Origin of the sequence: Actinomadura latina NBRC 106108 (assembly GCF_001552195.1) — a bacterium.
GTDB classification, from domain to species: Bacteria; Actinomycetota; Actinomycetes; order Streptosporangiales; family Streptosporangiaceae; genus Spirillospora; species Spirillospora latina.
Map to the genome: position 1 here is coordinate 170,304 of NZ_BCQS01000003.1, position 23,753 is coordinate 194,056.

The following is a 23,753-nucleotide window of genomic DNA, read 5'->3' on the forward strand; positions in this document are numbered from 1 at the left end:
CCATCATCGCAGGTCACGGGGCATCCCATTTGTCCTTTCCGCGATCCGAACAACGGTCAGCCGGTGGATCGAGGATTAGCCCGAAACGCCCTTTTCGCGGCTTCGACAGTCCGAGCTAGGTCGGTGATGTCAGCGTCTTGGAGTTCAAGGGTGAGCTTCACCCACTCTTTAATCCAATGGTCGCGCTTCGCGACCATCGGGGATTCGATGTACTCGAAGCCGGCGACGTGGAGCAGGGTCCATGGGTCTAGGTTGAGATGTTCCTTCTCGGCTGCAAGACCGAGGGTGACGACTTCGTGGTGTCTGGGCTGGCCCTGGGCGCGCCCCTTGTCCCAGTCGGTGACGCGCTGGTAGGTGACGCCGGCCCATTCGGCGATCTGGGTGTTGGTGATCCCAGGCACCTGCTCGCGAAGGTAGGTGACGAGAGCTCGTCCGTTAGCTGGCATGTCCGGACTGTAGAAGCATCAGCGTACGCAGCGCCTGGACGGCGGGGATGTGGCCTGAGACGGCCACCCGGATCACAGGGGGCGTGGGCCTTCTCAGTGGCTTGAGATGCTCAGCCGCCTTGCCGCATAGGCGCCAGAATGCCTCTAACCCTTTGAGCATGCGGATCCTATTAGGGCATCTTGAGGATAGCGTCATCTCCGGTCGTGATGGCGGGAAGCGGCTTAAGAGCTTGGATCGGTATGGTCGTCAAGCGGCTGGTGCTCTTACTCAGCCTGAATCCACCGCGTGAATTCCGGTAGCCGTTCTCGTCGGGTTGGGCTGTTTCAGGGCGTGGCGTGGCTGCCGCCCGCTGGTCGGCGGCTTGTCCACAGGTTCGGAGTCGGTGGATGAGGCGGGGTGACCGTGATGGTCGTCGAGTGCGCGGTGACCGGATTGGGGTTGGTCAGGCCGTTGCTGCCGGTGGTGGGCGGACGGCGTCGAAGACCGCCTGCCAGGCGGGTGCCCAGGGCCAGTGCTCGGGCAGGTGCAGGGTGAGGTGACCGTGTCCGTGCCGGGTCAGGCGGGCTGGGGCGTCGACCAGGTGGCGGCGTAGCGTGGCGCCGCGGGCCCGAGCGTGGAACGCGCTGGCCAGGGTCCCGGCGGCGCGCAGCAGGTTGTGGGTGATGGCCGCGCAGGTCAGCCATGCTGCGTTGGCCGCGAACGTCCCGGACGGCAGGTGCGCCAGGGGGCCGTTGGTCAGATCGGCGAAGGTCTGCTCGATGGCGCCGGCGTGGTCGCGGTGCTGGGCCTCGGCCTGCAGTGTCTGGAACGGGGAGTCTGTGAAGACCGCGTGGTGGCGCCAGAGCCGGAACAGCTCGTCCTGCCCGGCGGCGGCCTCGGGGTTCAGCCGTTTGACCCGCCGGACGATCAGGCGGGCGGTGACGGCTTGGCCCTTCTTGGAGGCGAACGCGGTGTAGGTGATCTCGGCGACCTGGGCGTCGGAGATCCACTGCCCGGACTCCTCGTCGAAGATCGCGTTGGGGTACTTGATCGCCGTCCATGCGTCCGCCGGGATCGCGGCCTTGATCTTGGGGTCCATTTTCGCGTGACCGAGAAGCATGCGTCGGCGCGGCGGCACGCCGCGATGACCTTGGCGGAGTAGAACGCCGAGTCGCCGCGCATCACCAGCAGGCCGGTGGCCCCGCACGCCCGGCCGGCGCCGAGTGCCTCGGCGGCCAGGGCGTCGGCGCCGCGTGAGCTGGAGGCGATCCCGCCCCGCAGCCTGGTCGCGACCACGACCGGGGCGGCCAGCGGCGTGCACAAAGTCGCGGCCAGGGTGTTCAGGCCGCGGACCAGCACACTCTTGCCTTGGATCTTGGTGTGGCCGAACCCGGCGCCCTGCTTGCGGGCCGAGAACACCCGGCGCTGCATCGAGTCCACGTCCAGGAAGGCCAGCTGATCGGCGCCTGGCAGCAGCGGGGTGTGCGCTGCCAGCCGTACCAGCAGTTCCCGTCCTGCCTTCTCCAGTTGCCGGACGTTCCTCCAGCGCAGGCAGCGCAGGAAGGAGCCCAGCGTGGACGGCGCCCGGATCCCGTCGAAGACGCGGGTCATGCCGCCGTGGCGCAGCACGTCCAGGTCATCGATGGAGTCGGCGCCGGCGGCCATCCCCGCCACGATCGAGGAAACCTTCGCCGCGGCACCGGCTCCGCACCGGTGCCCGACTCGGACATGCTCGGTCACCAGGCCCGGCAGGCCGCATCGCTCGGCCAGCCGCATCACCGGGACCAGCCCCGCACATGAGATCAACCGCTCGTCATCGAACACCACATGCGTCTTGCCGACAGTGTGAGACAATTGCACTTACGACGTGCCCTCTCGATCCGGGTGCATGGAAGCGTAGGAACTCCCATCCTCCCAGGTCGGAGGGCATCGTCACGTCCAGGGCATCTTCACCACCGAATGCCAAGCGGTGGATTCAGGCTCAGAGCCTCTTGTATACCTCCGCGGTGTCGTGTGGAGCAAGCACGTCGTACGGTTGGCGGTATGGGGTCGAACCTGCCCGCTGGGTGCGATCTGGTCGCGTATGGCGGGAACGCCGAGGACGTTGTGTTGGTGCGTGCTTTCGGCGACCGGCCCGGGGGATTCTTCGTGGATGTTGGGGCCGGAAACCCGGTTCAAGGGTCGCTGACCAAGAACTTGGTGGATCGGCTTGGATGGCGGGGGGTCAACATTGAGCCGCTGCCCGAGCGGTTCGAGAGCTTGCGGGCTGCTCGGCCGGGTGATGTGACGCTGGACGTGGCGATCGGGGAGCGGCCCGGTCTGGCGAGCTTCTTCCGGATCGTTCCAGGGCCGGGGAAGACCGGTGGCGGCGGCCTGAGCACGCTGGAGCGGGACGTGCTGGCGTTGCACTTGGCCGATGGATGGCGGTGTGAGGAGCTGCGCGTCGAGGTGACGCGGCTGGAAACGGTGCTGTCGGAGTACGCGCGGCCGGGGTTTGATCTTTTGAAGGTGGATGTCGAGGGGGCTGAGGCGTCCGTGTTGGCCTCAGCGGATCTGGCGGCGTGGCGGCCGCGGGCGATCGTGATCGAGGCGACGGTGCCCTTGACCTCGCGTCCCAGCCATCACGAGTGGGAGCCGGGCGTGCTGGCGGCGGGGTATGAGTTGGCGCTGTTCGACGGGCTGAACCGGTTCTACGCGCGTGACGACGAGCCTGAGCTCCGTGAGCAGTTGTCGGTGCCGGCCAACGTGCTGGACAACTACATCCCGTATCGATGGGCGGTGCGGCTGGGCCTGGCGGTTTAGAGGCTCAGCTCGTCTTCCACTAGCGCCAGGAGGTCTGGATCGTTGTCGCGCAGATGACGGGCTATCCACTGGCCGTCTGTGTCGGATAGTCCCAGTGCGACGGTATCGATGAGGCGGCGCAACAGCATGAGCGGAAGCAAAGCGTTCAGGGCAGCGCGATCGGCTTCGCCATAACCCTCCAGGAGTGGTTCGGCCGACCCGCCGTGTGGAAGGTCTACGGCAAGCGCCCAGGCCAGGTCGAGCATCGGCGGGCCCTGTTCGACGGCGCCGGGGTCCAGGACGCCGGTGAGGGTTTCACCATCGAACAGCGCGTTATGGCCGACGGCAACGTCCCCGTGGATCGGCGTCATTGGCATCGCTTCGCAGGCGTCGCTGAGACGTTGGGCGATAGCGGGGTAGGCGTGGGGGACGGCGCGACGTGTCCAGCCGAGCAAGACGCCGAGCACTCCGGGGTCGTCCAGCCGCAGGCCGGCGGCCGGGCTGTGCGAGTGCCACGAGCGCAGCATGCTTCCCAGTGCGCGCTGCTGCTCGAAGGTCGGGTGGTCGTTGTGTGTTCCGGGTAGCCGTTCGAGGACAGCCCACCAGGTGCCGCCAGGGGCGGTGCCGTAGTCGAGGAGCTGCGGGGCCGGGATGCCGGTCGCGGTGCGGAGTTGCTCCAGGTGCAGGGCGGTCTCCAGACGCTCGTGGGCGCGGCGCTGGAGCTTGATAACAGTGCGTTCCCCGTTGATGATCCCGTCGTCGGCTTGCTGGACGGGCGGCCCATCGAATGCCGGAGAGGCGGACGCCGACCGCACAGTGCGATCGAGGACATCGCCGGGTAGCCGGTTGGTGGGGATGAACGCCTCTCGGTCAGCCACGTCGAGCGGTGCGCACACACTACGGTGCTGGCGCCGGAGCCGGTCTAGGGGCTCCTTCCAACGCTGTAGGGCTGTGTCGGTGCTGTCCAGCCATTGCAAGGCCGCATCCCGGGGGGCGGGAATGCTGGCCCACCAACTGGTCACTTGGACCCAGACGGGTAGGCACTCGGGTTGCGGACCTTGGGCGGAGGCGGCGAGCCGCGTGGCGATGGCCGTGGCTTGGTCGATGCGTCCGTCGGCGGCGTACTGCAGTACCCGGATGGCTTCCGCGGGGGTGAGTTCCCCCGTGGCGCCGAGCTCTTCGTACTGGCGGGCTGCGCTTTCCAAGAGGTTTGCGCCTTGCGTGTGCTCGCCGCGTAGGGCGTGGGCCATGGAGGCGGCCAGGTCGCACTGGGCCACACCGATCAGTTCCCCGACGGCGGAGTTGAGGTCGCGGGCGCGGGGGACGAGGGCGAGGGTGCGATTGGGGTCGTACCACATCAGTGCGAGGGCCAGGTGGCGTAGGGCGCGGGCTTCCCACAGAGGCGTTCCCGCAGCTTGGGCGGCTTCCAGCGTGGTCTCGAAGAGGCGGGCGGCGTCGGCGAAGCGGGCGTTGTGGATGTAAATGTGGCCGAGCATGTCGGCGACACGGATGCGGTCGAGGCCTTCGTCGGTGGCCTTGTCCATCAGTTCGGCGACCTGCCGGTAGTCACCGCGGCGAAGGGCGTTGTCGGCCAGGCCGAATAGAGCGCTCGCGCCGATTAGCGAGCCGTCGGGCGTGATCGCCGACAGGTGACCGATCGCTTCGTTCAGGTGTCCGGCGACGTGGGCGCGGGTGCCCAGCTCCCAGCGGTAGTAGTCGGCGAATGGGTCGGTGGACTCGGGCGTTGCGTGCTCACCGACCAGCCTCTGCATCGCCTGGTAGCGGTCCTCGGCGTTGAGGTCGCCGCGGGTGGTCAGCCGGGCGACGGCGGACAGGCGCGTGAGCTCGGGTATCGCTTCCGGCGCGGGTAGGGACGCCAGGACCTGCCAGTGGCCGGCGACGCTCAGGCTGTAGGCGAGGTCGGCCAGCACTGGCGGCAGTACGTCGTGCTCGATCGCAGCACGCAACAGCAGTAAGAACGCGGCGACGGTCCGGCGGCTCCGCTCAGCCAGCGAGGCCGACTCTTCCTCGTCCCAGATCGACAGCGCGACCTTCGCGAGGTGGCTGATGGCGCGCTGCAGATGTTCACGGCGCTCGCCGAGCGTCCATCCATCGGGGGTGTGGGCGTCGCAGTCCAGGACACTGCGGCGCAGGTTGTCGTGCAGCCGATAGGCAGGCCACACCGACTCCTCGCGCCGCACGAACGGGCGGGAGGTGAAGGCCTCGATGCGCCGGCGGCGTATGCCCGGGAGCATCGCCTGCAGCAGGTCGGCATCGAACGCTTCGAGCAGCGCGGCGGCACGCAGGAGGTCACGGTCGGTCTCCGACAGGTCCCTCATCGTCCGCAGCACCAGCTCGGGGAAACCCGAGTCCGAACACCTCCGGGGGTGGCGTCTGACCGCGCGCGAGGTACTGCCCGTACAGGCTCGCCGACAGGTCCAGATACAACGGTGACCCGCCGGATCCGGCGATCATCTGGTTCCGCACCGCCTCGTCGATCGCGGGGCGGTCGTCCACGGTCAGCCGGGTCGTCAGATATTCATTCGCGGACACCGGATCGAAGCCGTCCAGTCTGAGCTGGACCGGTCCGGCGAGATCGGGCCAACGGTGCGCGCCGCCGTAGGTCAGTCCAAGGGCACGAACCGGGTCGTGCCAGCCCAGCGGCAACCGGCTGGCCGCCAGAAACGCCACGTTCGGCATCAGGTAGACCAACCGCGACACCAGGTCCTCCAGTCCGCCGCGCTCGGACGGCAGCCCTTGGACGATCTCCAGGGTGTCGAGAACGCACACCGCGAGTACGGGCCTCTTGGTGCGGGCGCGTTCCAGGTCGGCCGACAGCAGAACGGGCATGTAGCCGAGCATCCGGTCGGGGTCGGGCTCATCAAGGATCGGGTCGAGCGCGGGCAGCTCGTTACGCAGTGACTTCAGCTTGGCCTTCTGCGCAACGGTGCGTCCGAGCTTGTCCAAGACCTGATAGGTGACGCTGATCGCGCCGAACCCACCGAGGAGCTGATCGAGGGTCCCGCTCACCTGATCCGCTGCCCGCCTTCCGTCCACCGACCCCTTGCCGAGGAAGGCGGCGAGCGACTCACCTGGATGCTTGCGCTCCCAGTAGAGGGCCAACGCGACGTCGAACGTCGGCCAGCTACGCGCCAGCGGCCCCAACCCGGCCCGGACGCGCAACAGCAGAGACTCGAAGCTGGAGGTGTCGGGGTCTGCGAAGTCCAGGACGGTGCACGCCCGGTTCTTCGGAAGCCCGTCCAGCTTTCCCTGAACCGCGAGGTCGGCGACGTGACGCGTCAGCGTGGACTTGCCGATGCCGCCCTCTCCAGCCACCGCGAGGATGTTGACCGCGGGCCGCTGGAAGTCCATTAGCGCCGGGACAGGCCACTCACGTGCGGAGTGCTCGATCAACCAGCGATGACATCGACCGATCTGCTCTTCCCGGTTGGTGAACACCTCATTGGCGGCGAACGGCGCCTCAGGCCCGTAGCCGAAAAACTGATCGATGCTCACCGGAACACCCGATCACATGCCACCACCGATGACAACGCCGCCTGCAGTACGTCTGGTTTGGCAGTCTCCTCACCCTTGAGGGCCCTCAATGCGACGACTGCGCGCTACGTTGACGATTTCGCCGCCAACACCCAGCAGGTGGGCGATGCATGGGGCACCGAGGCGGCATCTGGCGTCATCGACCGCGTGACCACCGTTGAGCGTGACCTCGCATCCGAGGAAGCGCCCATGCAGTGCGACATCTGCAAGAAGACCATCACCGCCGATTTCTACCTGGGCGATTAACCGTCCGCATGGTCCCGCCGCTGCCGCAGCGGAGCGACCCCAAGTGCTTGCGGGAGCGCGGAAGCGGCCTTCTGCGCCGACTCACCGCCGGTCGAAAGTGCCAGCCTTGATCTGATGCCCAAGATTCCGCCAGGCTCGGCCTTCGAGGACAAGCTTGGGACCTTCCGGATCCTTGGAGTCCCGCACGGCCGCGTAGCCGCTGACACCTGCCAGTTCGACGCACTGATCCGTCGTCTGCTGGCTGCGGGTGCTCTTGATCCAAGAAGCTTGGCTGAAATCCGGAATCATGCCTACTTGTCTACCCGGTCTGGTGGCGACGGGCGACGGCTTTGATCAGGTCGACAGATGCCGCAGGGCTGAGGGCGGTCGCGCTGAGGTGCTGGAATGCAGTGGCTGTGGCTTGGACATCGGCGGCACGTTCCAGAAAGAGGGTGCCCGAGACGCTGTCGACATAGGCGACGTCGGGATCCGGGCCGGGGAAGGTGAACACTCCGATCATGCCGCTCAGTGAGGCGTGTGGACCGGCGCTGAACGGCATGACCTGGATGTCGACCCCCGGGTGGTGCGCCATCCCTACGAGGTGCATGAGCTGCTCGTGCATGACGTCGAGTCCTCCGATCTCGCGGTAGAGCGCGGCCTCGTCCAGCACTGCCCAGAGCCGAAGGCCGCCTGCCTCGGTGATGACGGCTTGTCTCTTCAGCCGGAGGCTGAGGCGGCGTCCGATCTCGTCCTCTCCCAGCGTCAGCGGGCCGGCCCGGGTGATGATTGCTCGCGCGTAGTCGGGGGTCTGCAGGAGACCCGGGACGGAGGATGGCTGGTACGTCCGTAGCGACTCGGCCGCTGACTCCAGACCGATGTAGGTCCGGGCGTTCTTGCTCAGCATGTCGCTGTAGGGCTGCCACCACTCCTTCTGCCGCGCCGCCTTGGCCAGCTGGACGAGTGCTTCACGGGTGGCGGGATCGTGAACCTCGTAGAGATCAAGGAGGTCCATGACGTCCGACCAAGGGACGGAAATCCGCCCCTTCTCGATCCGAGAGACCTTCGCTCCATACCAGCCCAGCCGCTCGGTGACCTGGTCACCCGTGAGCCCTACCGCCTCACGCAACTGACGGAGTTCCATGCCGAGTTGTCGGCGTCGGACCGTCGGAGAGGTCACCGCGCCACCTCTTCCATCTCAAGAGAAATTTCACGAGAGCAGTTGCACACGAGTATGCCACCCAGCACACTGACGGTGTGCGGCGAGTCACAGCATGTGGCGGAAGTTGCTTCAGCAGACGTTGATCTTGTCGACGCAGAGGCTGTCGTCGCTGATCAGAGACCGCCGCGCGGCCGGGCTATGGATTGGAGCCCTCGCCCGGCCGCGCGGCCTCACTCCCAAGGGAGGTATGGATGAGGATAGCTTCGAGGGCGCTGGCAGCGCCCCATCTCCAGAGTCCCGAGAGATCTTCCAAGACACTCGGAACTACGGGTGGCGACACCCTTTCCGTCATGCCGGACCTGGACGGCGCATTGGTCGCCTCAAGGGCACCAACACAGCGCCAAGCCACCGACGACGGAGCGACCAGCGAAGCTGACAGGGACGGTCACTTCTGGCGCGTTGACGTCCCGGGCGTGACCGATGCGGTGCCCGTGCTGCGTCGTTGGGTTCGCCTGCTCCTGGCCGACGACGCGGAACTTGCCGAGGCGTTCGAACTGATCGTCAGCGAGTACGGCACCAACGCGCTGTGGCACTCGGCCAGTGGAGTGCCCGGCGGTCGGATCGGGGCCGAACTCTGCATCAGCCGCCGACAGACGCGCCTCACGGTGTTGGACGACGGCCCTGTCCCCGCTCGGACCGATGAGGAAGGCGACCCCGCCGAGCACGGACGCGGACTGATCCTGGCGGATGCCTACGCCGACGAGACCGGCCAGTACGACTGCGCCGACGGCCACGCCGCCTGGGCCTTGATCAACCGCTGAGACCGGGACGCGCGCCGCACCCCCATGGTGCGCGTCCTTTGCCGGCCGTCCCCCGGCCGGCTCGTCGTGCGGTCGGTGGCTGATTCCCCCCGGAATTCACCGGCCGCACGACACCCATGAGCCATCCATCACCTGACGAGCGCGCTTGCCCGCGTTCGCTCTGGAGGTGACGTCATGACCTTCCGTGGGCACGCCCTCCGTCCCAGCGGCTTCTCTGTGGCGCCTGCCGCTGCGTGGAACCGCACTCTGGCAGAAGAAACCGATCTCGACCAGGCTGTGGAGCTCCTACGGCGGCGCTACCCCGACCTGTGCATCTATTGGGGCGAGTACACCGGCTCCCTTTGGGCCTTGCTGCCTGATCAGCTGGTCGAGGCGAAGACCGCCTTCGACCTCGCCAGACGCCTCGATGCGATCCTTGAGCGCTCCAATACCTGGAGTGTCGGAGACCGCCATGTCCAGCGCGAGAGACCGGCCTCTCGGTCAGCGGACGGGACCTGGGCCATGCCGGAAAGGAAGGCGCCTTCCACAGCAGGTCAGCCCCGACGCATCGTCTCGGCATCGCGCCGCCGGCGTAGCAGCCTCCGTCGCGTCCTGGTCAGTTGCCATCGCATCCTGACAGGACAGTCGAAAGTGGTGCCGCACCCCTCTTGAAGCGCCGCCACGAGGCGGAGCCTTCTTCTCCCCTCGGAGCCGTGACCAGACCTACGGCTGACCCGCTGTGGGTGAAGTAGAGGGCCGTGACCATGAGGAACGGCCATGACGGCTAACGGCAACCCGGCCTCCTCAAGGTCTTGCGTGACTCGATCGCCTCCGGGCTTGAGGTTGAGAGCGTCGCAGGTGACACCCTCCAACTCCGCTCGTTGAACGTCGCTTTTGAATTCGAGGAGAGTTAGCCTGTTGGCGGCATCTCGGAGGCCTGAATTCTCCATAACTCTGCGACACGCCCCGGCCCGCCGCAACAGCATAAGGGATCGAGAGTCACGCGCTGGCACATTTGACCGCTGCAGTGATTAGGGGCTGCAAGGTAGGACCGTGTCGCGACACGTTGTGGATTAATGGAAATCCACCGCGCACACTCAAGTGGTGCGGGACCGAGCGCGGTCCCGAACGAGTCGATCGGAGGTGGAGCGATGAGCGACGAGCAGCTCAACCAGCCTCGCAAGCTGCAGCGACGTTCGCAGCTTGGCGGAGGGCGTCGACGAGACCGGGAGATGAGGTTCCGAGTTAGCGACCAGGAGTACACGGAAATCCGTGCAGCAGCCCAACGAGCGGGATCCGCCTACGGAACCTTCATCGTCCACACCCTACAGGCTGCCACCCGGCAGAACAGATTGGGGCAGCAGCCGACCGAAGAATTGTGTGAAGAACTACGCGGCATCGCGCGGCAATTGAACCGAATCGGAGTGAACCTTAATCAGCTGACGCGCATCGCGAACGCGACAGGACAGGCGCCTCGCGAACTGACTGCTGCATTGTTGTATCTGGAGAGCATCCTACACAGAGTGGACGCATCATCGGTCGAGATCGGTCGGCTCCTACGTTGATCGGCAAGGTGACCCGCGGCCAGGGTGTCGCAAGGCTGCTGTCCTACCTCTACGGCCCTGGTCGCCGCAACGAGCACATTGATCCCCACATCGTCGCGGGTTTCCGACTCCCCCTGGCCCTGGAACCCGGCACCGACGCCAGAGGCGACTGGGACTTCCGCCACCTGGTCGGTGTCCTGACATCCCCGCTCGACACCCTCCGACACACGCCCCTGGCGTTGCCGGTCTGGCAGTGCTCGATCCGAGCGGCCCCAGAAGACCGAACCTTGTCGGACGATGAATGGGCCGACATCGCCGAAGAGGTGATGCACCAAACCGGATTCGCCCCCCGAGGTGACGACCAGGCATGCCGCTGGATCGCAGTGCGGCACGCCGACGACCACATCCACCTCGCTGTCGTCCTGGCCCGTGAGGACGGACGCAACCCCAACGTCCACCGCGACTACTACAAGGTCGCCAACGCCTGCCACATCGTCGAGGAACGTTACGGCCTCACCCGAACCGCGCCCGCCGACCGCACAGCCGCACCTCGACCGACCCGAGCCGAGACAGAACTTGCCCATCGCAAGAACTGGCCGGAGCCTCCTCGCACCACCCTTCGCCGGCACGTAGCCACCGCAGCCGCGGGAGCCGTAACCGAGGACGACTTCTTCGCCGCCCTCGAGGATGCTGGAGTGCTGGTCAAGACCCGTGAGAGCGCCCGCAGTCCTGGAGAGATCACCGGTTACGCGGTCGCGCTCCCGCACCACACCAACCAAGAAGGCCAACCGGTCTGGTTCTCCGGAGGAAGGCTTGCCGCCAACCTCACCCTCTCCAAGCTCCGCCACCGTTGGTCAGCTTCACGCGGAAGTATCCCCTTTGACCGGCGCGCCTTTAGCCGCAGCATCGAGTTGACTCACCAGGAGCGATCTGCGGCCTACCAGCAGGCCGCCCGAGCCGCCGCCACGGCCACCTGGCAGATGCGCCACATCCAGGACCCGGCCGTCTGGGCTGACGTGGCCGCCGCGACCTCCGACGTCCTACACGTGACCGCAGCAATCACCGGCAACAGAGAACTCGCGCGCACTGCGGACTTCTACGACCGCGCAGCTCGCGAACCCTACGGATACCAGCCACCACCGACGCCCTACGGCGCGAACCTTCGCACGGTTGCCCGAGCCCTGGCTTACTCCGAAATGCGAGGACGACGTGGTCACCGTCCGGACCTTGTGAGCGTCCTCTCCCATCTCATCCTGCAACTCGCCGCCCTGATCGAGGCGATCGCAGAGTCCAGGCAGCTCCAGTACCGTGCCGCACAAGCAGCAGCCGCACGCAAAGCTGCTGCGCAACTCACCGGACTCGGCCGGCCGGCTCCACGACTGCCGTCCCCGACGTTGCCTCGGATGCCAGCACACCTCACGGCGGAGCGCAACGCTGCGCGAATCGCGGCCGCCGCGTTCCCCGTCCCCCTCAGCCGCCATCTGGCAGAGAGCCCGTACCAAACCACCAGAGCCGCACCTGCGCAACCCGGCCCGCACCGCCGCCGTGGCCCATCGTGGTAGCTCGACCAGCGAGCCTCCCACGCCACGCCGCGCGAGGTCGTGGCGTAATGATCAGAGCGAGCGCACGCTAACGGAGCGTAAACAACGCTAACGGTGCGCAACCCATGCACCAGTGCAGTGTTCGGACGGACGAACCTGCGCTACCTCGTCCCCACCACACAAGAGAGGCAAAGCCATGACCGACCACAGTCCCCACGCGAGACCCGCACCCACAAGGACATACCTACATGACCGACTACACGCCGGCTCTTGGTAACGCAGGTAACGACGCCGAGACCGCTCAGCTAGCGGCCAACCTGTATGAACACGTCCGCCAGCTCAACTACGCTACGGCTGGCCCGCCGAGCCTCACCCTCCCCTCCACCGCGTACACCATCCTCGGCAACCTAAGCGCAGCCACCTACGGTCTCGATCAGCTCCTCGACCAGATCAACCGCTTATTCCTGCGCGAAATACAAGCCGACCGCCTCGGCCACGACGACGGCGAAGACCTCACCGACGTCCTGAGCCGCCACGGCCAAGCCTTGGCCGACGCGAGGCGCCACACTCAAGCCCTCTGCGCGACCCTCAGCGAAGCCCAATCCGCCATCAACGCTGTCCACTCGCGGCCCGCCCGCGGACGCGAGGCGTGCCCGGCGACCAGAGGCGAGACACACAAGGACGACGACGCCGGCGTAGCAGCAGCGGCGAACGACTTTCCCAGACCAATCACCGACCCAACGCTCCTCGCACCGCCTCTGGACGGCGAACGACACAGCCCCGTCCACTTCCCCCGCCGCACGAACCTCCCGGAGGCCTGAGCATGGAACCTATGACCCACGAGGAACTCGCCGCCCTCCCCACCACAACCACCATCGAGACCGCTGCCCGCGCCCTCGGCCTCGGTCGAACCCGCGCCTACCAACTGGCCCGGGAGAACCGCTTCCCCTGCAAGGTCATCCGCGTAGGGACCACCTACCGAGTAGTCACTGCCGACCTCCACCGCTTGCTTGCGGCTCGCCCGTAGCAAGGACACGTGGAGTGAGATGGGTCAGGTGGTCGAGTTTGTCAATCCCCTCAAAGCGTGGAGACGGTGTTATGCCACTTCGGCCCTGAGCTGGGCCGTTGATGCCCTCCGCGCTTCTGCCATCTGACGCTCGAACGTGATCGGGGCGAGCCCGTCGTTGGCGCTGTGCCTGCGGCTGGTGTTGTAGAAGTCGGCGATCCAGGTCGCGACCTTGATGCGCGCCTCGGCTCGGGTGGCGAAGCGGTGCCGGTGGACGAACTCGACCTTCAGCGTGGAGTTGAACGCCTCGGCGGCGGCGTTGTCCAGGGCGCAGCCGACCCGGCCCATCGACTGCACCACGCCCAGGGCGCGGCAGGCCGCCGCGGTGTACTCCGATCCGCGGTCGGTATGGAAGATCACCCCGTCCACGTCACCGCCTCTGGTCGTGGCCGCCATCTGCAGCGACGCCACCGCCAGGGCCGCATCGTGGTGCTCGCTCATGGCGTGGCCGAGCATCCGGCGCGAGAACAGGTCCTCCACCGTCGCCAGATACAGCGGCCCCTCATCGGTGTCGATCTGGGTGTAGGGGTCGGACCGGGGCGCGGTTCCGGGATCTCTCCAGGTCCGTTTCCCCGGCCCGCCCTCCGCACCGGACGTGCGCGTCTCCACGCATCCGGCGCTCCACGGGTTCCCGTCGGGTCACGTGGCGGTGATGGTCGCCGTCGTGTCGCTCGTCCATGGTGTGGGGATCCGGTCCGCGCGCCAGCGGTAGCGGGTGATCTCCACCGACTGGGGGTTGAACAGGATGAGTCCCCGCTCGGCCGGTCGCCGTCCTGGCCTGCCGGTCAGGAAACGCCGGTAGAGCTCCTTCCAGTTGATCCCGGGGTGTCGTTTGAGCAGCCATCGGGTCACCCGCCGCCAGACGAACTGGTCCAGGTAGCGGAAGGTGGCTGCTGACACTCCGTGCCGGAAGTAGTTGCACCATCCCCGCAGCACCGGGTTGAGTCGGCGCAGCAGGTCGGCGAGCGTTCGGTGTCGTGCTCTGTTCGTCAATGCCCGCACCTTCGCCATGATCGAAAGCAGCGCCTTCTTCGACGGATAGGTGTAGACGTACTTCTTGCTGGTCCCCCTCTTGGTGCGCCGCTGGATGCGGAACCCCAGAAAGTCGAACCCCTCCTCCAGGTGACAGACCCGGGACTTGGTCTCCGACAGGCGCAGACCCAGCGGGGCCAAGACCTGCGCGACCTCCTCCCAGAGAGCGTCCGCGTCCGCTCTGCCGCCATGAACCATGATCACGAAGTCGTCCGCGTAGCGGACGATCCGGAACGTGGCCCCACCCCGCTTGCGGTGCCGATAGCGGGCATCCGCGCCGCCGTGGGCGTCCCACTTGGCGCAGAAGTGCTCGTCCAGCACCGACAAGGCGATGTTGGCCAGCAGCGGAGAGGCGATGCCCCCTTGCGGTGTCCCGGTGACGGTGTCGCTGACCTGGCCTTCCGCCGACATGATGCCCGACTTCAGGAAAGCCTTGATCAGCGCCAGGACGCGTTTGTCTCCGACGCGCCTGCGGACCCGGTCGAGAATCGCCGAGTGCGCGAGTTCGTCGAAGCACGCCTTGATGTCCGCCTCGAACACCCAGGTATAGCCCCGGGAGCCGAGGTAGTGGATCTCGGCGATGGCGTCCTGCGCCCGCCGGCGAGGACGGAAACCGTAACTGACCGGTTTGAACTCCGCCTCGAAGATGGGCTCCAGTACCAGGACCAGGGAGGCTTGAACGAGCCGATCCATCGCAGATGGAATGCCCAGACGCCTGAACTCGCCCCGCTTGCCCGGCTTGGGGATCATGCGCTCCCGCACCGGAATCGGGGTGAACGTGCGCGCCTTGAGCTGCTCGCGCGCGTTGTTCAAGAACGCCTGGACGTCGGCGTCGTCGGAGATGAAGACCGGGATGACCCGGTCCACCCCCGGCGTCCTTCCTCCCTTGTTTCTGCGCACCCTTTCCCAGGCGACCGTGAGGAAGTCCGGGTGATGGACGAGGTTGAACAGATCATCGAACCTGCGGCCGGGATCTTCGGCCGCCCATCGGTGCAGCTTGGTCTGCATCCGTCGTACCCGTCGCTCGGCCCAGAACGGGTCGGGCCACGGCTCACCGGTATTCACCAGCGTCTCCGTCCCTTGCAGTACTTCGCGTGCGTGAACCCGCTGGACCCCTTCGCCCTGCGGACGGCTTTCCCGCCCTCCACGGCAGGTCGTGACTCCTGCGACTACTACGAGTCCTCCGCCCCACCCCGCGACCGTCGGCGGACGACGCGCCAACCCGCCCACGTCCGGCTTGGGCAGCTGGACGAGGACGGGAACCTCGGGGTGGTTCCCACGTTCACCATGAACCGATCGTCGGGTGAGGTGGCCAGCTATACCCCTGCGGCCTCGCCACGGTTACGCCGCAGACCTTCACCGTGGCCTCCCGACCGGCGACATCGAACCGGCCCAGGAGTTCCCCGGCTCCGTGATGAGGGAGCGGGTGCGCGCCGCCATCCAGCCCATATCCACCGGGTTTGAGCTGGCGGTGCATCTTGAGGGGCGTGAGAGCGCTGGTTCCTCGCGTCCACCTTCCCGTCTGGCTTGCCGGACCCGGCCCGTCCGGAAGTCCCGGGCCGTCCCGTCGTTGTCGGGGCTGCTCACCACCCTCCCCGGCGTCTCCCGGGTCAGGCTGCCCCCAGCTTCACCAGACCACTGCGACGGCCTGGCGGTGGAGTCCTTCCACCTCCACTCGGTTACATGGCGCCTCGTGGCGCTCGACGTCCCCGCACCACAGCACGTCCGGCGCCACGGCGGTGAAAGCACGGCGCACCAGGTCGGGCGCGGCCGGCCGCCGTCCTGGCCGGGTCAGCGACCGTCGCCGCCCCGGCGGCCGTCCGGCCAGGCCGAGCTCGGCCATTCGCGCGGCGACGGTGTTGACCGAGACCGTCCAGCTCTCTTCCCGCAGATCATCGGTGATCCGCGGGCTGCCGTAGGTGCCGCCCGAGGCGGTGAACAGCCGCCTGATCGCCTCGTCCAGCCGGGCCCGCCGCTGCTCGCGGGCGGTCGGGGCGCGGTTGATGTGCTTGTAGAACCAGGACTGCGAGACCTCCAGTGCCCGGCAGGCGATCGCGTGCGGGATGCCGTGCTCGGTCCTGCAGGACGCGATGAACTCCGCGACGATCATCGGTTCATCGAGTCCTTCACCCACAGGACCACAGATCGCTTGAGCACCTCACGCTCCATCTCAAGCTCAGCGCGTTCCCTGGCCCACTCGGCCTTCTGCCGGCGCAGCCGAGCCAGTTCCTCACGCTCGGACTCGCTCAACGCCTCGCCCGCGGCCTGGCGCTCACGGTCGGCCTTCATCCAGTTGTGCAGCGTGTAGGGATTGATCCCCAGATCCCGCGCGACCTGCGCGACGGGCTTGCCGGTCTCCTTGACGATCCGCACCGCTCCCTCACGGAACTCCGGATCGAACCGGCGTCTCTTGTCTCCCACGACCCAACCATCTCTCTGGTTCAGGTCTCCACGCTACGAGGGGAAGCACAAGTTCGAGTTTCGGTGTCGTTCCTCGTTATCCACCGGACTCAGCACTCCGAGGCTGGAATGCCTTCTGGCTGAGTCCTACCAGCACTCGATCCATTCAGAAATCGTGGCGCAAGTTCGGCTTTTGTTTGCCGAGGAGATCGAGCTGCAGCGAGCCCCGAACGACTCCATCATGGCTCTGTTGTCGACGACGCGTGAATAATTCGACCGTCGTTGACAGCTCGCACATGGCTGGCTCGCGTTGTGCGGGGCTACCTCAACCCCGGGCGTCGCCGCAGATCGCCGTGGACCGCGTCCACTCACGGAAGTGACCCCCGGTCGGGGGCGGGCGCGGCGTCCAGCAGGCGTGGTACACGATCTGGCGGCAGCTTGGATCCGGGGCGTCATCCGAGCGTGGCCGCAACCGGACTGCTCGTGCTGGCTGACAAGGGCATACAAGGGCTCCGGAGGGCACGTCCCTACGCCCCTAAGGGACGCAACAGACCCGAGCTACAGAGGCAGGCTAACCGTTCACGCGTCAGGCTCGTCGACCGGGCGAATGCGTAAACGTGCAGCTCAAGTCATGCCGAAGCCTGCGACTTCGCGAACCCGCATCATGCTGAAATGGGCTCACTGCGGTCGAGGCGCCGGCACCCTCGTCCCCGGGCCGCTGTCGGCCCCCGTTGCTAAGATTCCTGCACTCTGGGGGACGGATGTGCGTGTTGGCCTGAGTGCGCGCAGAATGCAGGGCATGGGCTCCAGTGCGCGAGGGGAATGGGGAATGAAGTATGGGGGCTGAAGAAGCCGCTCCATGCCGTCATGCGGGAGCGCCTCCAGCTGATGTCGTCGAACGGGTCTCCCAGCTGATCCGGAGTCTCGGGGATGAGGAAGCCCTGCTCACCCGTCACGGCATCACGTCGGAGGAGTTCCGCGAGGCGTTGTGGCCGACAATCCAGAAGATGCGCGGAAGCTCGAGTGCCGGCGTCGGCGACCGACGGCAGTTCATTCGCGGAATGCTGAACCACCTGGTGTCCAGCGATCTGGTCACCCGCTTCGAGGAACCTCAGTACGGCGACGACACCGTCTATCGCCTGTCGGTTCCCGGGATGACCGAGGACGTGGCCATCATCCAGAAGGGGTGCCCTGACGGGGCGCACAGCAGCATCAGGTGGTCAGTGCCCGACTGGGCCGGTGAAGCGTACCTGTGGTGGGTGTGCGACAGCATGGCGTCCGAGCCAGGTACCCACGTTCACAAGGGGGTCGGGAGGCTCTTCCAGCGCTTCCGCGACGAGCGGCCCGACCAGCTCGCTGGGGTGATCTTTCACAACGAGCTGTGCGGCGGATCACGGCGCCTGTGCCCGAAGATGGAGCACGCCGTCGTGATCGACGGACGCGAGACGCCACCGCCCTGCGTCTACGTGATGCCCGACCGGGACCCAGCCGCGAACGAGTGGAACTGGAACGGCGGCCAGCAGCGCAAGTTCCCCGCCGTGCTGATGAAGGCCTTCGGCATCCCGGAGGAGCAGGCGCCGTTCTTCATCGGTGACATCGGCTACCGCTTCACCGGCGGAAAGCGCAAAATCAACATCGTTTCGCGTTACGGCCTCGCCCGCACGACCTCGCACAGGAGCTGATCCCGCATGTACTTTTCTGCTCTCGACCCGGACCGGCACCAGTTCCTCGCGGCGCGTCTGAGCGGGAGGCAGAGGACCATGCCGGTACCCGCCTGGCCGCGCCCCGATAAGGAGCTGCCAGTTGTGGAGCTCGAGGTCACGTGGGTGCGGTTCTCGGTCATCAACCACCGCACCCAGGCCGAGCAGATCCGCGAGCAGCGCAAGGCAGGCCGTGACGACCTCTTCAGCCGGGATCCTCTCGGCAAGGAGGCGCAGGACGCTCAGTACCGGATTCTGTGCGAGCAGGAGGGCTTCGACGACCTCAAGAGCGACTTGAAGGCCCGGAGCCAGCAGGAGCCCGCGATCGTCACCGCCGACGGAGTCCTGATCAACGGCAACCGCCGTTCGGCGGCGATGCGTTCATTGTTCCTCGACGACGATGTGCGCACGGCTCGCTATGTCAAGTGCCTGGTGCTTCCGGCGGATGCGAGCGCTGCCGAGCTCGTCGACCTCGAGACGGAGCTCCAGGTCGCGAGAGACTTCAAGCAGGACTACTCGTGGATCAATGAGGCCCTGCTTATCGAGAAACTCTACGAGCGCGAGAACAAGAACTTCAAGCGCGTCGCCGAGCGCGTACACCGCAAGCCGGAGGAGGTGCGGGACTACTACGAGAAGATCCAGCAGGTTCACCAACTGGTGGCGCTATCCAACGGAACGCGGGATTACGTCGACTTCATCCCCAACGAGTCGGCGTTCGCGGAGCTCGCGAAGCATGTCAGGAACAAACCCGAGACCGAGGCGAAGGCGGTCAAGGACGTGTACTTCCTGGGCACGCTGGCCGGCGTGGAGTACCGGAACCTGCGTCACCTGCGCCGCCCGGACGCAGCGGATCTGGTCGTCGACGAACTGCGCTCCAACACCACCCTGGCCCCCCTGCTCGACGCCCTGCCGCAGGCCTCCGAGTCGGCCCCGTCCTCGGAGGACGACGACCTCCTGGACTCGTTCCTCGACGACGGACCGGCTGTGTCCGAACCGCTGGAGGACCTCCTGACCCTGGTCGCTAAGAAGGGGCCGGAGGACACTGTTCAAATCGCGGATAAAGGGCCGATCGAGATGGGCGACCTCTTGACGAGCCTGCGCGATGTCGTCAAGAGGGCCGCTCAGGAGGCGGCAGAGGACACGCAGGATCGCAGGGAGATCACCGCGCCGGTCGAGCGCGCGGAGAAGGCCACCTTGGAGCTGAAGCGCGCGATCGACGCCCTGCCGAGGGCCCGTCGTTACGACGAGTGGGACGAGGCGGAGTTCTCCGCGACGATCGAGAAGCTCGATGAACTCCTCCGGACGCTCAAGGGAGCGTCTTGATCTACGCCGAGCTGTACCAGGAGCCGAGGCCGGTGGTCGCTCTCGAGAAACGTTCTGGGGCCAGTCTCGGCGCATGGGCGAGCGTGCAGGAGGTGCTTTCCCGAGGCATCGTCGGTGGCTCCAGCGACCGGACGGAGGTGCGGGTCGAAGTATTCCTCGCCGAGCTCAACGTGATTGGGGCTGTCCGCAGGCGCTTCAATCAGAAGATTGATCTCGGTCCTGCGCTGCGGGAGCAGATTCAGGCGCTGGCGGCGGACCAGAAGCAGCGACAGGCCGCCCTGGACGCGCCCGTGTCCTCTGTCTCCCTGTCCGGCCTGGAGCGTCAATTGGTGGACGCCGGCTTTATCCGGACGCTGAAGCCATTCCAGCTGGCGAATCTGGCGCGGATCGTGCGGCTGCCGCACGCCGCGGACTTCTCGGTGCCCGGGGCCGGCAAGACGACGGTGGCGCTGGCCAACCATTCTGTCTCGCGTGCTCGGGGGCACGTTGAGCAGCTGTTGGTCATCGCGCCCATCGCGGCCTTCGCTGCCTGGAAGGAGGAGGTCGAGGCCTGCCTTGATCCAGTGCCGAAGCTGGTCGTTCACCAAGGGGCCACGTCTCCGATTCCGAAGAGCACGCAGATCCTGCTGACGAATTACAACCGGGTGGCGAGCGACTACGACCGAATTAGGGACTTCGTGGTGCGCTGTCCCACCCAGGTCATCCTGGACGAGGCGCACCGGATCAAGCGGGGTTCCGCCGGCGTCCACGGGCGCGCTGTGCTGGATCTGGCGTATGCGGCGCGCCGCCGCGACGTGCTCACTGGGACGCCCGCTCCACAGGGTGCGCACGATCTCGTCGCCCCGGTGCGCTTCCTCTACCCGGGGCAGGACCGCAAGATCTTGCCGGAAAGCGCCTATAACGAGCGCAACGGCCGTGATGAGGATGTGGTTCGCGACACCGGCAACGCCATCTCGAAGTATTTCGTTCGGACGCCGAAGGTCCGGCTGGGCCTGCCGGAAACAGAGATCATTCTTGAGCCGAAGGAGATGCGGCCGATCCAGCGGTCGATCTACGAGGCACTCATCGGGCGATACCGGGGGGAGTTCGCACTGGCCGTCAAGGAGCGGCGGGACTTCGACCGGCTCGGCCGGATCGTGATGTATCTGCTGGAGGCAGCCACCAACCCGGCGCTGCTCGTTGCCGGCTCCGACAAGGATGACGAGGACGGCTTCCTTCATCCGCCTTTGCCGGTGAAGGGAGACGCGCCATTAATGCGGTTGCTCCAGCAGTACCGGGCGCATGAGGTGCCGTGGAAGTACGACCGGGTTCGGGCGATCGTCGGGGAGGAGGCGGTGTGCGGCCAGAAGGTTCTCGTCTGGTCGACCTTCGTCCGCAACCTTAGAATCTTGCGCACCTTCTTGAAGGAGTACGAGCCCGCGGTGGTGCACGGCGGCGTCCCGTCCGTGGACGGGAATCCGCCGACGGGTGCGGTGACCAGGGAAGCCGAGTTCGACCGATTCCGCAATGACCCATCATGCAAGGTCCTGCTCGCCAACCCGGCCGCCTGCGGTGAGGGCGTCAGCCTTCAGCATTGGTGCCACCACGCGGTCTACCTGGACCGGACGTTCAATGCCGGCCATTATCTGCAAAGTCAGGACCGCATTCATCGCATCGGCCTCGCCGAGGGCACCCTCACGCGGTTCACGCTGCTAGTAAGCCAGGGCACGATCGACGAGACCGTGGAGGGACGGCTGCGGGACAAGATCGAAGCCATGGCCAAGCTGATGAACGACCCGAGCCTGGTCCGCGTGTCGCTTCCCGAGCCCGACGAACATGCCGGAGGGGCGGCGGCCGCGGACGATGACATGCAGGTTGTCGCGGCCATGCTGCGCAGCTGAGGGGAGGGCTGTGGACCTGCTCCCTCGGCATGGCGTCGCCTTCGCCGTACTCCACCTGGCCCGCGTGGCCGGACTCGCACCGCGCAGAAGCGTCGACGACTGGGTGAGCGCCGCGCTGAGGCACGGGTCCTACATGACAGCTGCGACCGACCTCCGATCGCCGGCACGGGCGCTCGTCCGGGCTGGGCTCGCATCGATTGGCGAGGAGGGCGACATCAGGGTGGCGCGTTCGCTCGCCGCAGTGGCGGCCTCGAAAGGAGGAGCTCAGCACGCGATGCGCCATGTGGCGGTCGCGCTGCTGGTCTCCCAGCCTCCGGTGTGGCTGCGAGTCGCGGTCAACACGGGGGGCGTCGAACGCGCATACGTCCCTCAGCCGGATCTCGATGCCCTGAGCTGGTTGGAGGAGGCTCTCGACGATGTCCTCGTAGAGGCCCGCCGGCTCATCGGCGATCCTTACGGCGCGGATCTGTCCAAGGAGATCGGCGACGCCGCGGAGGAGATCGTCGTCGCGGCGCTGCGTGCGGCGGGGAAGGAACCTCTGCATGTCTCCCGCATCTCTGATCGCTACGGGTACGACGTGGAAGTGTCCGAGGGACCCATCCGGTTCCTAGAGGTGAAGTCGGCCGGGCCGAGGACCCTGTCGCGTTTCCACCTCTCCCGCCACGAGTTCGACACGAGCATGCGGCAGGGTGACGTTTGGTGCCTGGTCCAGGTGGTTTTCGAGGCGAGTGCCTTCGTCGCCGACCCGATCACGGCTGCGGACGTCAGCTGCATACGCGAGTTGCCCGCCTCGGTGCTGCGGGACCTCGTGCCCGGGGATTCCCCCGAGTTCCGGTGGGAGGGCTCAGCGCTCATCACTCCACCGCCAGACGCGTGGCGGCCGAGCATGCTGGAGCCGGATCCATTCTTCGTCCGGCCAGGCTTCGCGGCTGTTGGTGACCGCTCCTGAAAGTGTGGGGAGCTGGACTCGCGAGGGGAGTCGCGGTCCCATGGTCCGATCAACTGCCTGGGCGACGTTTCGACGTTCCGCTCGATGAGCGGCTCTAGGTAGTGCTCACCCAGCCAGGCCATCGCGTTCACACAGACGGCGTCGCCAATGCCCGTGAGAGCACGGTTTGTTTGCTCGGGAAGTTCCGGGGCGCCGCAACTGCGGAGCTACGCTACGCGCATCGAGCGACAGAATGTTCACCGGACAACTGAGACCGTTGAGCACCTGCACTGCTGCCTCGCGATCCTTGCTGTCGTGGCTGGTTGCGAAGCCGTTGACGTTCTCCAGGGCGACCACTGGGGGCTGGTGTTGGCCGAGGTCGGTGCGGATCTTCATGAGGTCATAGAACGTGCTCGAGTGTTCGCCCGGGAGCCCCTTCCGTCCGCCGACGAGGGATAGATCCGTGCAGGGGAAGGACACCCAAGTGAGAGCGACGTCCCGGGGCGGTTCGGGCGTGTCTCCGGCCTCGACGAGGACCTTAATGTCGCTCTGCATGCTCGGGCCACCGACAACGATCCCCGCTGAAGTAGCTCCTTCCCCCCACGCGAACATGCTGAGCGCCCCAAAGGGACAGCGCGGGAGAAGCGCCATACTTGTCTGTGTGAGTGAATCGCGTGAATCGTGGGCGTCGACCCCCGGCACGAGGGCTAGCATGCAGGCGAACCGGAGCCGGGACACCCAGCCGGAGCTCGCCTTGCGCCGGGCCGTGCACGCTCTGGGACTCCGGTACCGGGTCGCCACCCGCCCCATCCCGACTCTGCGGCGCACCGCCGACCTGGTCTTCCCCCGGCAGAAGGTTGCCGTATTCCTCGACGGCTGCTTCTGGCACGGCTGTCCCGAACATCACACGAAGGCTGCCAGGAACTCCGATTACTGGCAGACGAAGGTCCGCCGCAATCGTGAGCGCGACCTGGAGACCACGGAGCGCCTGACCGAAGAAGGATGGCTCGTGCTGCGCTTCTGGGAGCATGAGGACCTTGCGGCGGCTGCACTGGTCGTCCAGCAGGCGATACGTGAGCGCCGAGCTCGCCCACTCTGACCTTCAAGGCGCCCTGATGGTCAGCTCGTCACCGCGTTCGGGCCCCGTCTGCTCCGACGCCGCTGTACAGCGGAATCCCCCGTCCTTGCCATGCATCGTGTTGTTAGCGTGGTTGCGCGCGGCGCGGGCTCCCTGGAGTAGGGAACTCGTAAATACGCCACCAGGAGCTGGTACGAGCCTGGTAGCGGGCCTGGGGCGCGTCATTCCCAAGCCTGGTCGCGCTTGCACAGTTTCCCGGTACGCCGTCGGCACCGACGCCAGGGGCCGGACAGCAGGTGCCAGGTGATGGTGGGC

General features: G+C 66.6%; 22 protein-coding genes and 1 pseudogene. 12 read left to right on the plus strand and 11 right to left on the minus strand.

Translation table 11 applies throughout. The annotated features are described in order from the left end of the window. Nucleotides 1–56: 56 nt before the first annotated feature. Nucleotides 57–446 carry a hypothetical protein gene (locus AL2_RS01550; protein WP_157437950.1) on the minus strand — a complete coding sequence of 130 codons (390 nt, stop codon included), beginning with the start codon at nucleotides 444–446 and terminating at the stop codon, nucleotides 57–59. Between the two features lie 443 nt (nucleotides 447–889). Next, nucleotides 890–2,286 (minus strand): annotated as a pseudogene (locus tag AL2_RS01555) (IS1380 family transposase). Between the two features lie 183 nt (nucleotides 2,287–2,469). On the opposite strand from AL2_RS01555, the gene AL2_RS01560 reads away from it, so the two are divergent. Then, a complete protein-coding gene (locus AL2_RS01560; RefSeq protein WP_067628385.1) occupies nucleotides 2,470–3,228 on the plus strand; it encodes an FkbM family methyltransferase in 759 nt (252 codons plus the stop codon). On the opposite strand, the gene AL2_RS01565 is transcribed toward AL2_RS01560, so the two are convergent. Together AL2_RS01565 and AL2_RS01570 are read right to left on the minus strand one after the other, a co-directional pair. After that, on the minus strand, nucleotides 3,225–5,546 hold the full coding sequence (locus AL2_RS01565; protein WP_157437951.1) for an aminoglycoside phosphotransferase family protein: 2,322 nt from the start codon (nucleotides 5,544–5,546) through the stop codon (nucleotides 3,225–3,227). The two genes, AL2_RS01560 and AL2_RS01565, sit on opposite strands and share 4 nt — an antisense overlap. Continuing rightward, nucleotides 5,518–6,723: a hypothetical protein gene (locus tag AL2_RS01570; RefSeq protein WP_067628388.1), complete on the minus strand. Its 1,206-nt coding sequence runs from the start codon at nucleotides 6,721–6,723 to the stop codon at nucleotides 5,518–5,520. The genes AL2_RS01565 and AL2_RS01570 overlap by 29 nt, the downstream gene beginning before the upstream one ends. A gap of 75 nt (nucleotides 6,724–6,798) precedes the next feature. On the opposite strand from AL2_RS01570, the gene AL2_RS01575 reads away from it, so the two are divergent. After that, nucleotides 6,799–7,008 carry a hypothetical protein gene (locus AL2_RS01575; protein WP_157437952.1) on the plus strand — a complete coding sequence of 70 codons (210 nt, stop codon included), beginning with the start codon at nucleotides 6,799–6,801 and terminating at the stop codon, nucleotides 7,006–7,008. Nucleotides 7,009–7,089: 81 nt separating this feature from the next. Here the strand turns inward: AL2_RS01575 and AL2_RS35950 are convergent, their stop codons facing one another. Together AL2_RS35950 and AL2_RS01580 are read right to left on the minus strand one after the other, a co-directional pair. Beyond that, the gene (locus AL2_RS35950; protein ID WP_083945827.1) at nucleotides 7,090–7,296 is read right to left on the minus strand and encodes a DUF397 domain-containing protein; all 207 of its coding nucleotides are present in this window, start codon (nucleotides 7,294–7,296) and stop codon (nucleotides 7,090–7,092) included. A gap of 10 nt (nucleotides 7,297–7,306) precedes the next feature. Further along, nucleotides 7,307–8,164 carry a helix-turn-helix domain-containing protein gene (locus tag AL2_RS01580; protein ID WP_157437953.1) on the minus strand — a complete coding sequence of 286 codons (858 nt, stop codon included), beginning with the start codon at nucleotides 8,162–8,164 and terminating at the stop codon, nucleotides 7,307–7,309. Nucleotides 8,165–8,496: 332 nt separating this feature from the next. Between AL2_RS01580 and AL2_RS35955 the strand changes: the two genes are divergently transcribed. From AL2_RS35955 to AL2_RS01595, 5 genes are all read left to right on the plus strand, one after another. Further along, nucleotides 8,497–8,967, plus strand: a complete 471-nt coding sequence (locus AL2_RS35955) for an ATP-binding protein (protein ID WP_168444545.1) — start codon at nucleotides 8,497–8,499, stop codon at nucleotides 8,965–8,967. Between the two features lie 174 nt (nucleotides 8,968–9,141). Further along, nucleotides 9,142–9,618: a hypothetical protein gene (locus AL2_RS37130; protein ID WP_157437954.1), complete on the plus strand. Its 477-nt coding sequence runs from the start codon at nucleotides 9,142–9,144 to the stop codon at nucleotides 9,616–9,618. Between the two features lie 479 nt (nucleotides 9,619–10,097). Then, nucleotides 10,098–10,511, plus strand: a complete 414-nt coding sequence (locus tag AL2_RS35960; RefSeq protein WP_168444546.1) for a plasmid mobilization protein — start codon at nucleotides 10,098–10,100, stop codon at nucleotides 10,509–10,511. Further along, nucleotides 10,508–12,052, plus strand: a complete 1,545-nt coding sequence (locus AL2_RS37135; protein WP_157437955.1) for a relaxase/mobilization nuclease domain-containing protein — start codon at nucleotides 10,508–10,510, stop codon at nucleotides 12,050–12,052. The genes AL2_RS35960 and AL2_RS37135 overlap by 4 nt, the downstream gene beginning before the upstream one ends. Nucleotides 12,053–12,279: 227 nt before the next feature. Next, nucleotides 12,280–12,852 carry a hypothetical protein gene (locus AL2_RS01595; RefSeq protein ID WP_067628397.1) on the plus strand — a complete coding sequence of 191 codons (573 nt, stop codon included), beginning with the start codon at nucleotides 12,280–12,282 and terminating at the stop codon, nucleotides 12,850–12,852. A gap of 275 nt (nucleotides 12,853–13,127) precedes the next feature. Here the strand turns inward: AL2_RS01595 and AL2_RS01605 are convergent, their stop codons facing one another. The 4 genes from AL2_RS01605 to AL2_RS01620 all read right to left on the minus strand — a co-directional run bounded on the left by AL2_RS01605 (nucleotide 13,128) and on the right by AL2_RS01620 (nucleotide 16,550). Continuing rightward, entirely contained in the window at nucleotides 13,128–13,706 is a 579-nt protein-coding gene (locus tag AL2_RS01605; RefSeq protein ID WP_083945830.1) for a DDE-type integrase/transposase/recombinase, read from the minus strand. Between the two features lie 30 nt (nucleotides 13,707–13,736). After that, the gene (ltrA, locus tag AL2_RS01610; protein WP_218003624.1) at nucleotides 13,737–15,350 is read right to left on the minus strand and encodes a group II intron reverse transcriptase/maturase; all 1,614 of its coding nucleotides are present in this window, start codon (nucleotides 15,348–15,350) and stop codon (nucleotides 13,737–13,739) included. A gap of 406 nt (nucleotides 15,351–15,756) precedes the next feature. Further along, nucleotides 15,757–16,239, minus strand: a complete 483-nt coding sequence (locus tag AL2_RS01615) for an IS3 family transposase (RefSeq protein WP_067628401.1) — start codon at nucleotides 16,237–16,239, stop codon at nucleotides 15,757–15,759. Continuing rightward, nucleotides 16,236–16,550 (minus strand): transposase, encoded by a 315-nt coding sequence (locus tag AL2_RS01620; protein ID WP_067628403.1) that lies wholly within the window; start codon nucleotides 16,548–16,550, stop codon nucleotides 16,236–16,238. The genes AL2_RS01615 and AL2_RS01620 overlap by 4 nt, the downstream gene beginning before the upstream one ends. 815 nt (nucleotides 16,551–17,365) lie before the next feature. Between AL2_RS01620 and AL2_RS01625 the strand changes: the two genes are divergently transcribed. From AL2_RS01625 to AL2_RS01640, 4 genes are all read left to right on the plus strand, one after another. Continuing rightward, complete coding sequence (locus tag AL2_RS01625) at nucleotides 17,366–18,211, plus strand: hypothetical protein (protein ID WP_157437956.1); 846 nt, start codon at nucleotides 17,366–17,368, stop codon at nucleotides 18,209–18,211. 123 nt (nucleotides 18,212–18,334) lie between these two features. After that, nucleotides 18,335–19,552: a ParB N-terminal domain-containing protein gene (locus AL2_RS01630; RefSeq protein ID WP_168444547.1), complete on the plus strand. Its 1,218-nt coding sequence runs from the start codon at nucleotides 18,335–18,337 to the stop codon at nucleotides 19,550–19,552. Continuing rightward, nucleotides 19,549–21,432, plus strand: a complete 1,884-nt coding sequence (locus AL2_RS01635; RefSeq protein WP_067628409.1) for a DEAD/DEAH box helicase — start codon at nucleotides 19,549–19,551, stop codon at nucleotides 21,430–21,432. Before AL2_RS01630 ends, AL2_RS01635 begins: the two co-directional genes overlap by 4 nt. 10 nt (nucleotides 21,433–21,442) lie before the next feature. Beyond that, a complete protein-coding gene (locus AL2_RS01640) occupies nucleotides 21,443–22,381 on the plus strand; it encodes a protein NO VEIN domain-containing protein (RefSeq protein WP_067628410.1) in 939 nt (312 codons plus the stop codon). A 105-nt stretch (nucleotides 22,382–22,486) separates the two neighbouring features. Here the strand turns inward: AL2_RS01640 and AL2_RS39995 are convergent, their stop codons facing one another. After that, the gene (locus AL2_RS39995) at nucleotides 22,487–23,170 is read right to left on the minus strand and encodes a DNA cytosine methyltransferase (RefSeq protein ID WP_312032851.1); all 684 of its coding nucleotides are present in this window, start codon (nucleotides 23,168–23,170) and stop codon (nucleotides 22,487–22,489) included. Between AL2_RS39995 and AL2_RS01645 the strand changes: the two genes are divergently transcribed. Beyond that, nucleotides 23,073–23,459: a very short patch repair endonuclease gene (locus AL2_RS01645; RefSeq protein WP_067628412.1), complete on the plus strand. Its 387-nt coding sequence runs from the start codon at nucleotides 23,073–23,075 to the stop codon at nucleotides 23,457–23,459. The genes AL2_RS39995 and AL2_RS01645 overlap by 98 nt on opposite strands. The last annotated feature ends 294 nt before the right edge of the window (nucleotides 23,460–23,753 follow it).

Excerpts from the sequence above, each read along its gene's own strand:
- AL2_RS35955 (WP_168444545.1), top strand. The coding sequence starts at position 8,497 with ATGCCGGACCTGGACGGCGCATTGGTCGCCTCAAGGGCACCAACACAG.
- AL2_RS01565 (WP_157437951.1), bottom strand. The coding sequence starts at position 5,546 with ATGAGGGACCTGTCGGAGACCGACCGTGACCTCCTGCGTGCCGCCGCG.
- AL2_RS01645 (WP_067628412.1), top strand. The coding sequence starts at position 23,073 with ATGCAGGCGAACCGGAGCCGGGACACCCAGCCGGAGCTCGCCTTGCGC.
- AL2_RS35960 (WP_168444546.1), top strand. The coding sequence starts at position 10,098 with ATGAGCGACGAGCAGCTCAACCAGCCTCGCAAGCTGCAGCGACGTTCG.
- AL2_RS01625 (WP_157437956.1), top strand. The coding sequence starts at position 17,366 with ATGGGGGCTGAAGAAGCCGCTCCATGCCGTCATGCGGGAGCGCCTCCA.
- AL2_RS01560 (WP_067628385.1), top strand. The coding sequence starts at position 2,470 with ATGGGGTCGAACCTGCCCGCTGGGTGCGATCTGGTCGCGTATGGCGGG.
- AL2_RS35950 (WP_083945827.1), bottom strand. The coding sequence starts at position 7,296 with ATGATTCCGGATTTCAGCCAAGCTTCTTGGATCAAGAGCACCCGCAGC.
- AL2_RS01595 (WP_067628397.1), top strand. The coding sequence starts at position 12,280 with ATGACCGACTACACGCCGGCTCTTGGTAACGCAGGTAACGACGCCGAG.
- AL2_RS37130 (WP_157437954.1), top strand. The coding sequence starts at position 9,142 with ATGACCTTCCGTGGGCACGCCCTCCGTCCCAGCGGCTTCTCTGTGGCG.
- AL2_RS01615 (WP_067628401.1), bottom strand. The coding sequence starts at position 16,239 with ATGATCGTCGCGGAGTTCATCGCGTCCTGCAGGACCGAGCACGGCATC.
- AL2_RS39995 (WP_312032851.1), bottom strand. The coding sequence starts at position 23,170 with ATGGGGCGGGTGGCGACCCGGTACCGGAGTCCCAGAGCGTGCACGGCC.
- AL2_RS01550 (WP_157437950.1), bottom strand. The coding sequence starts at position 446 with ATGCCAGCTAACGGACGAGCTCTCGTCACCTACCTTCGCGAGCAGGTG.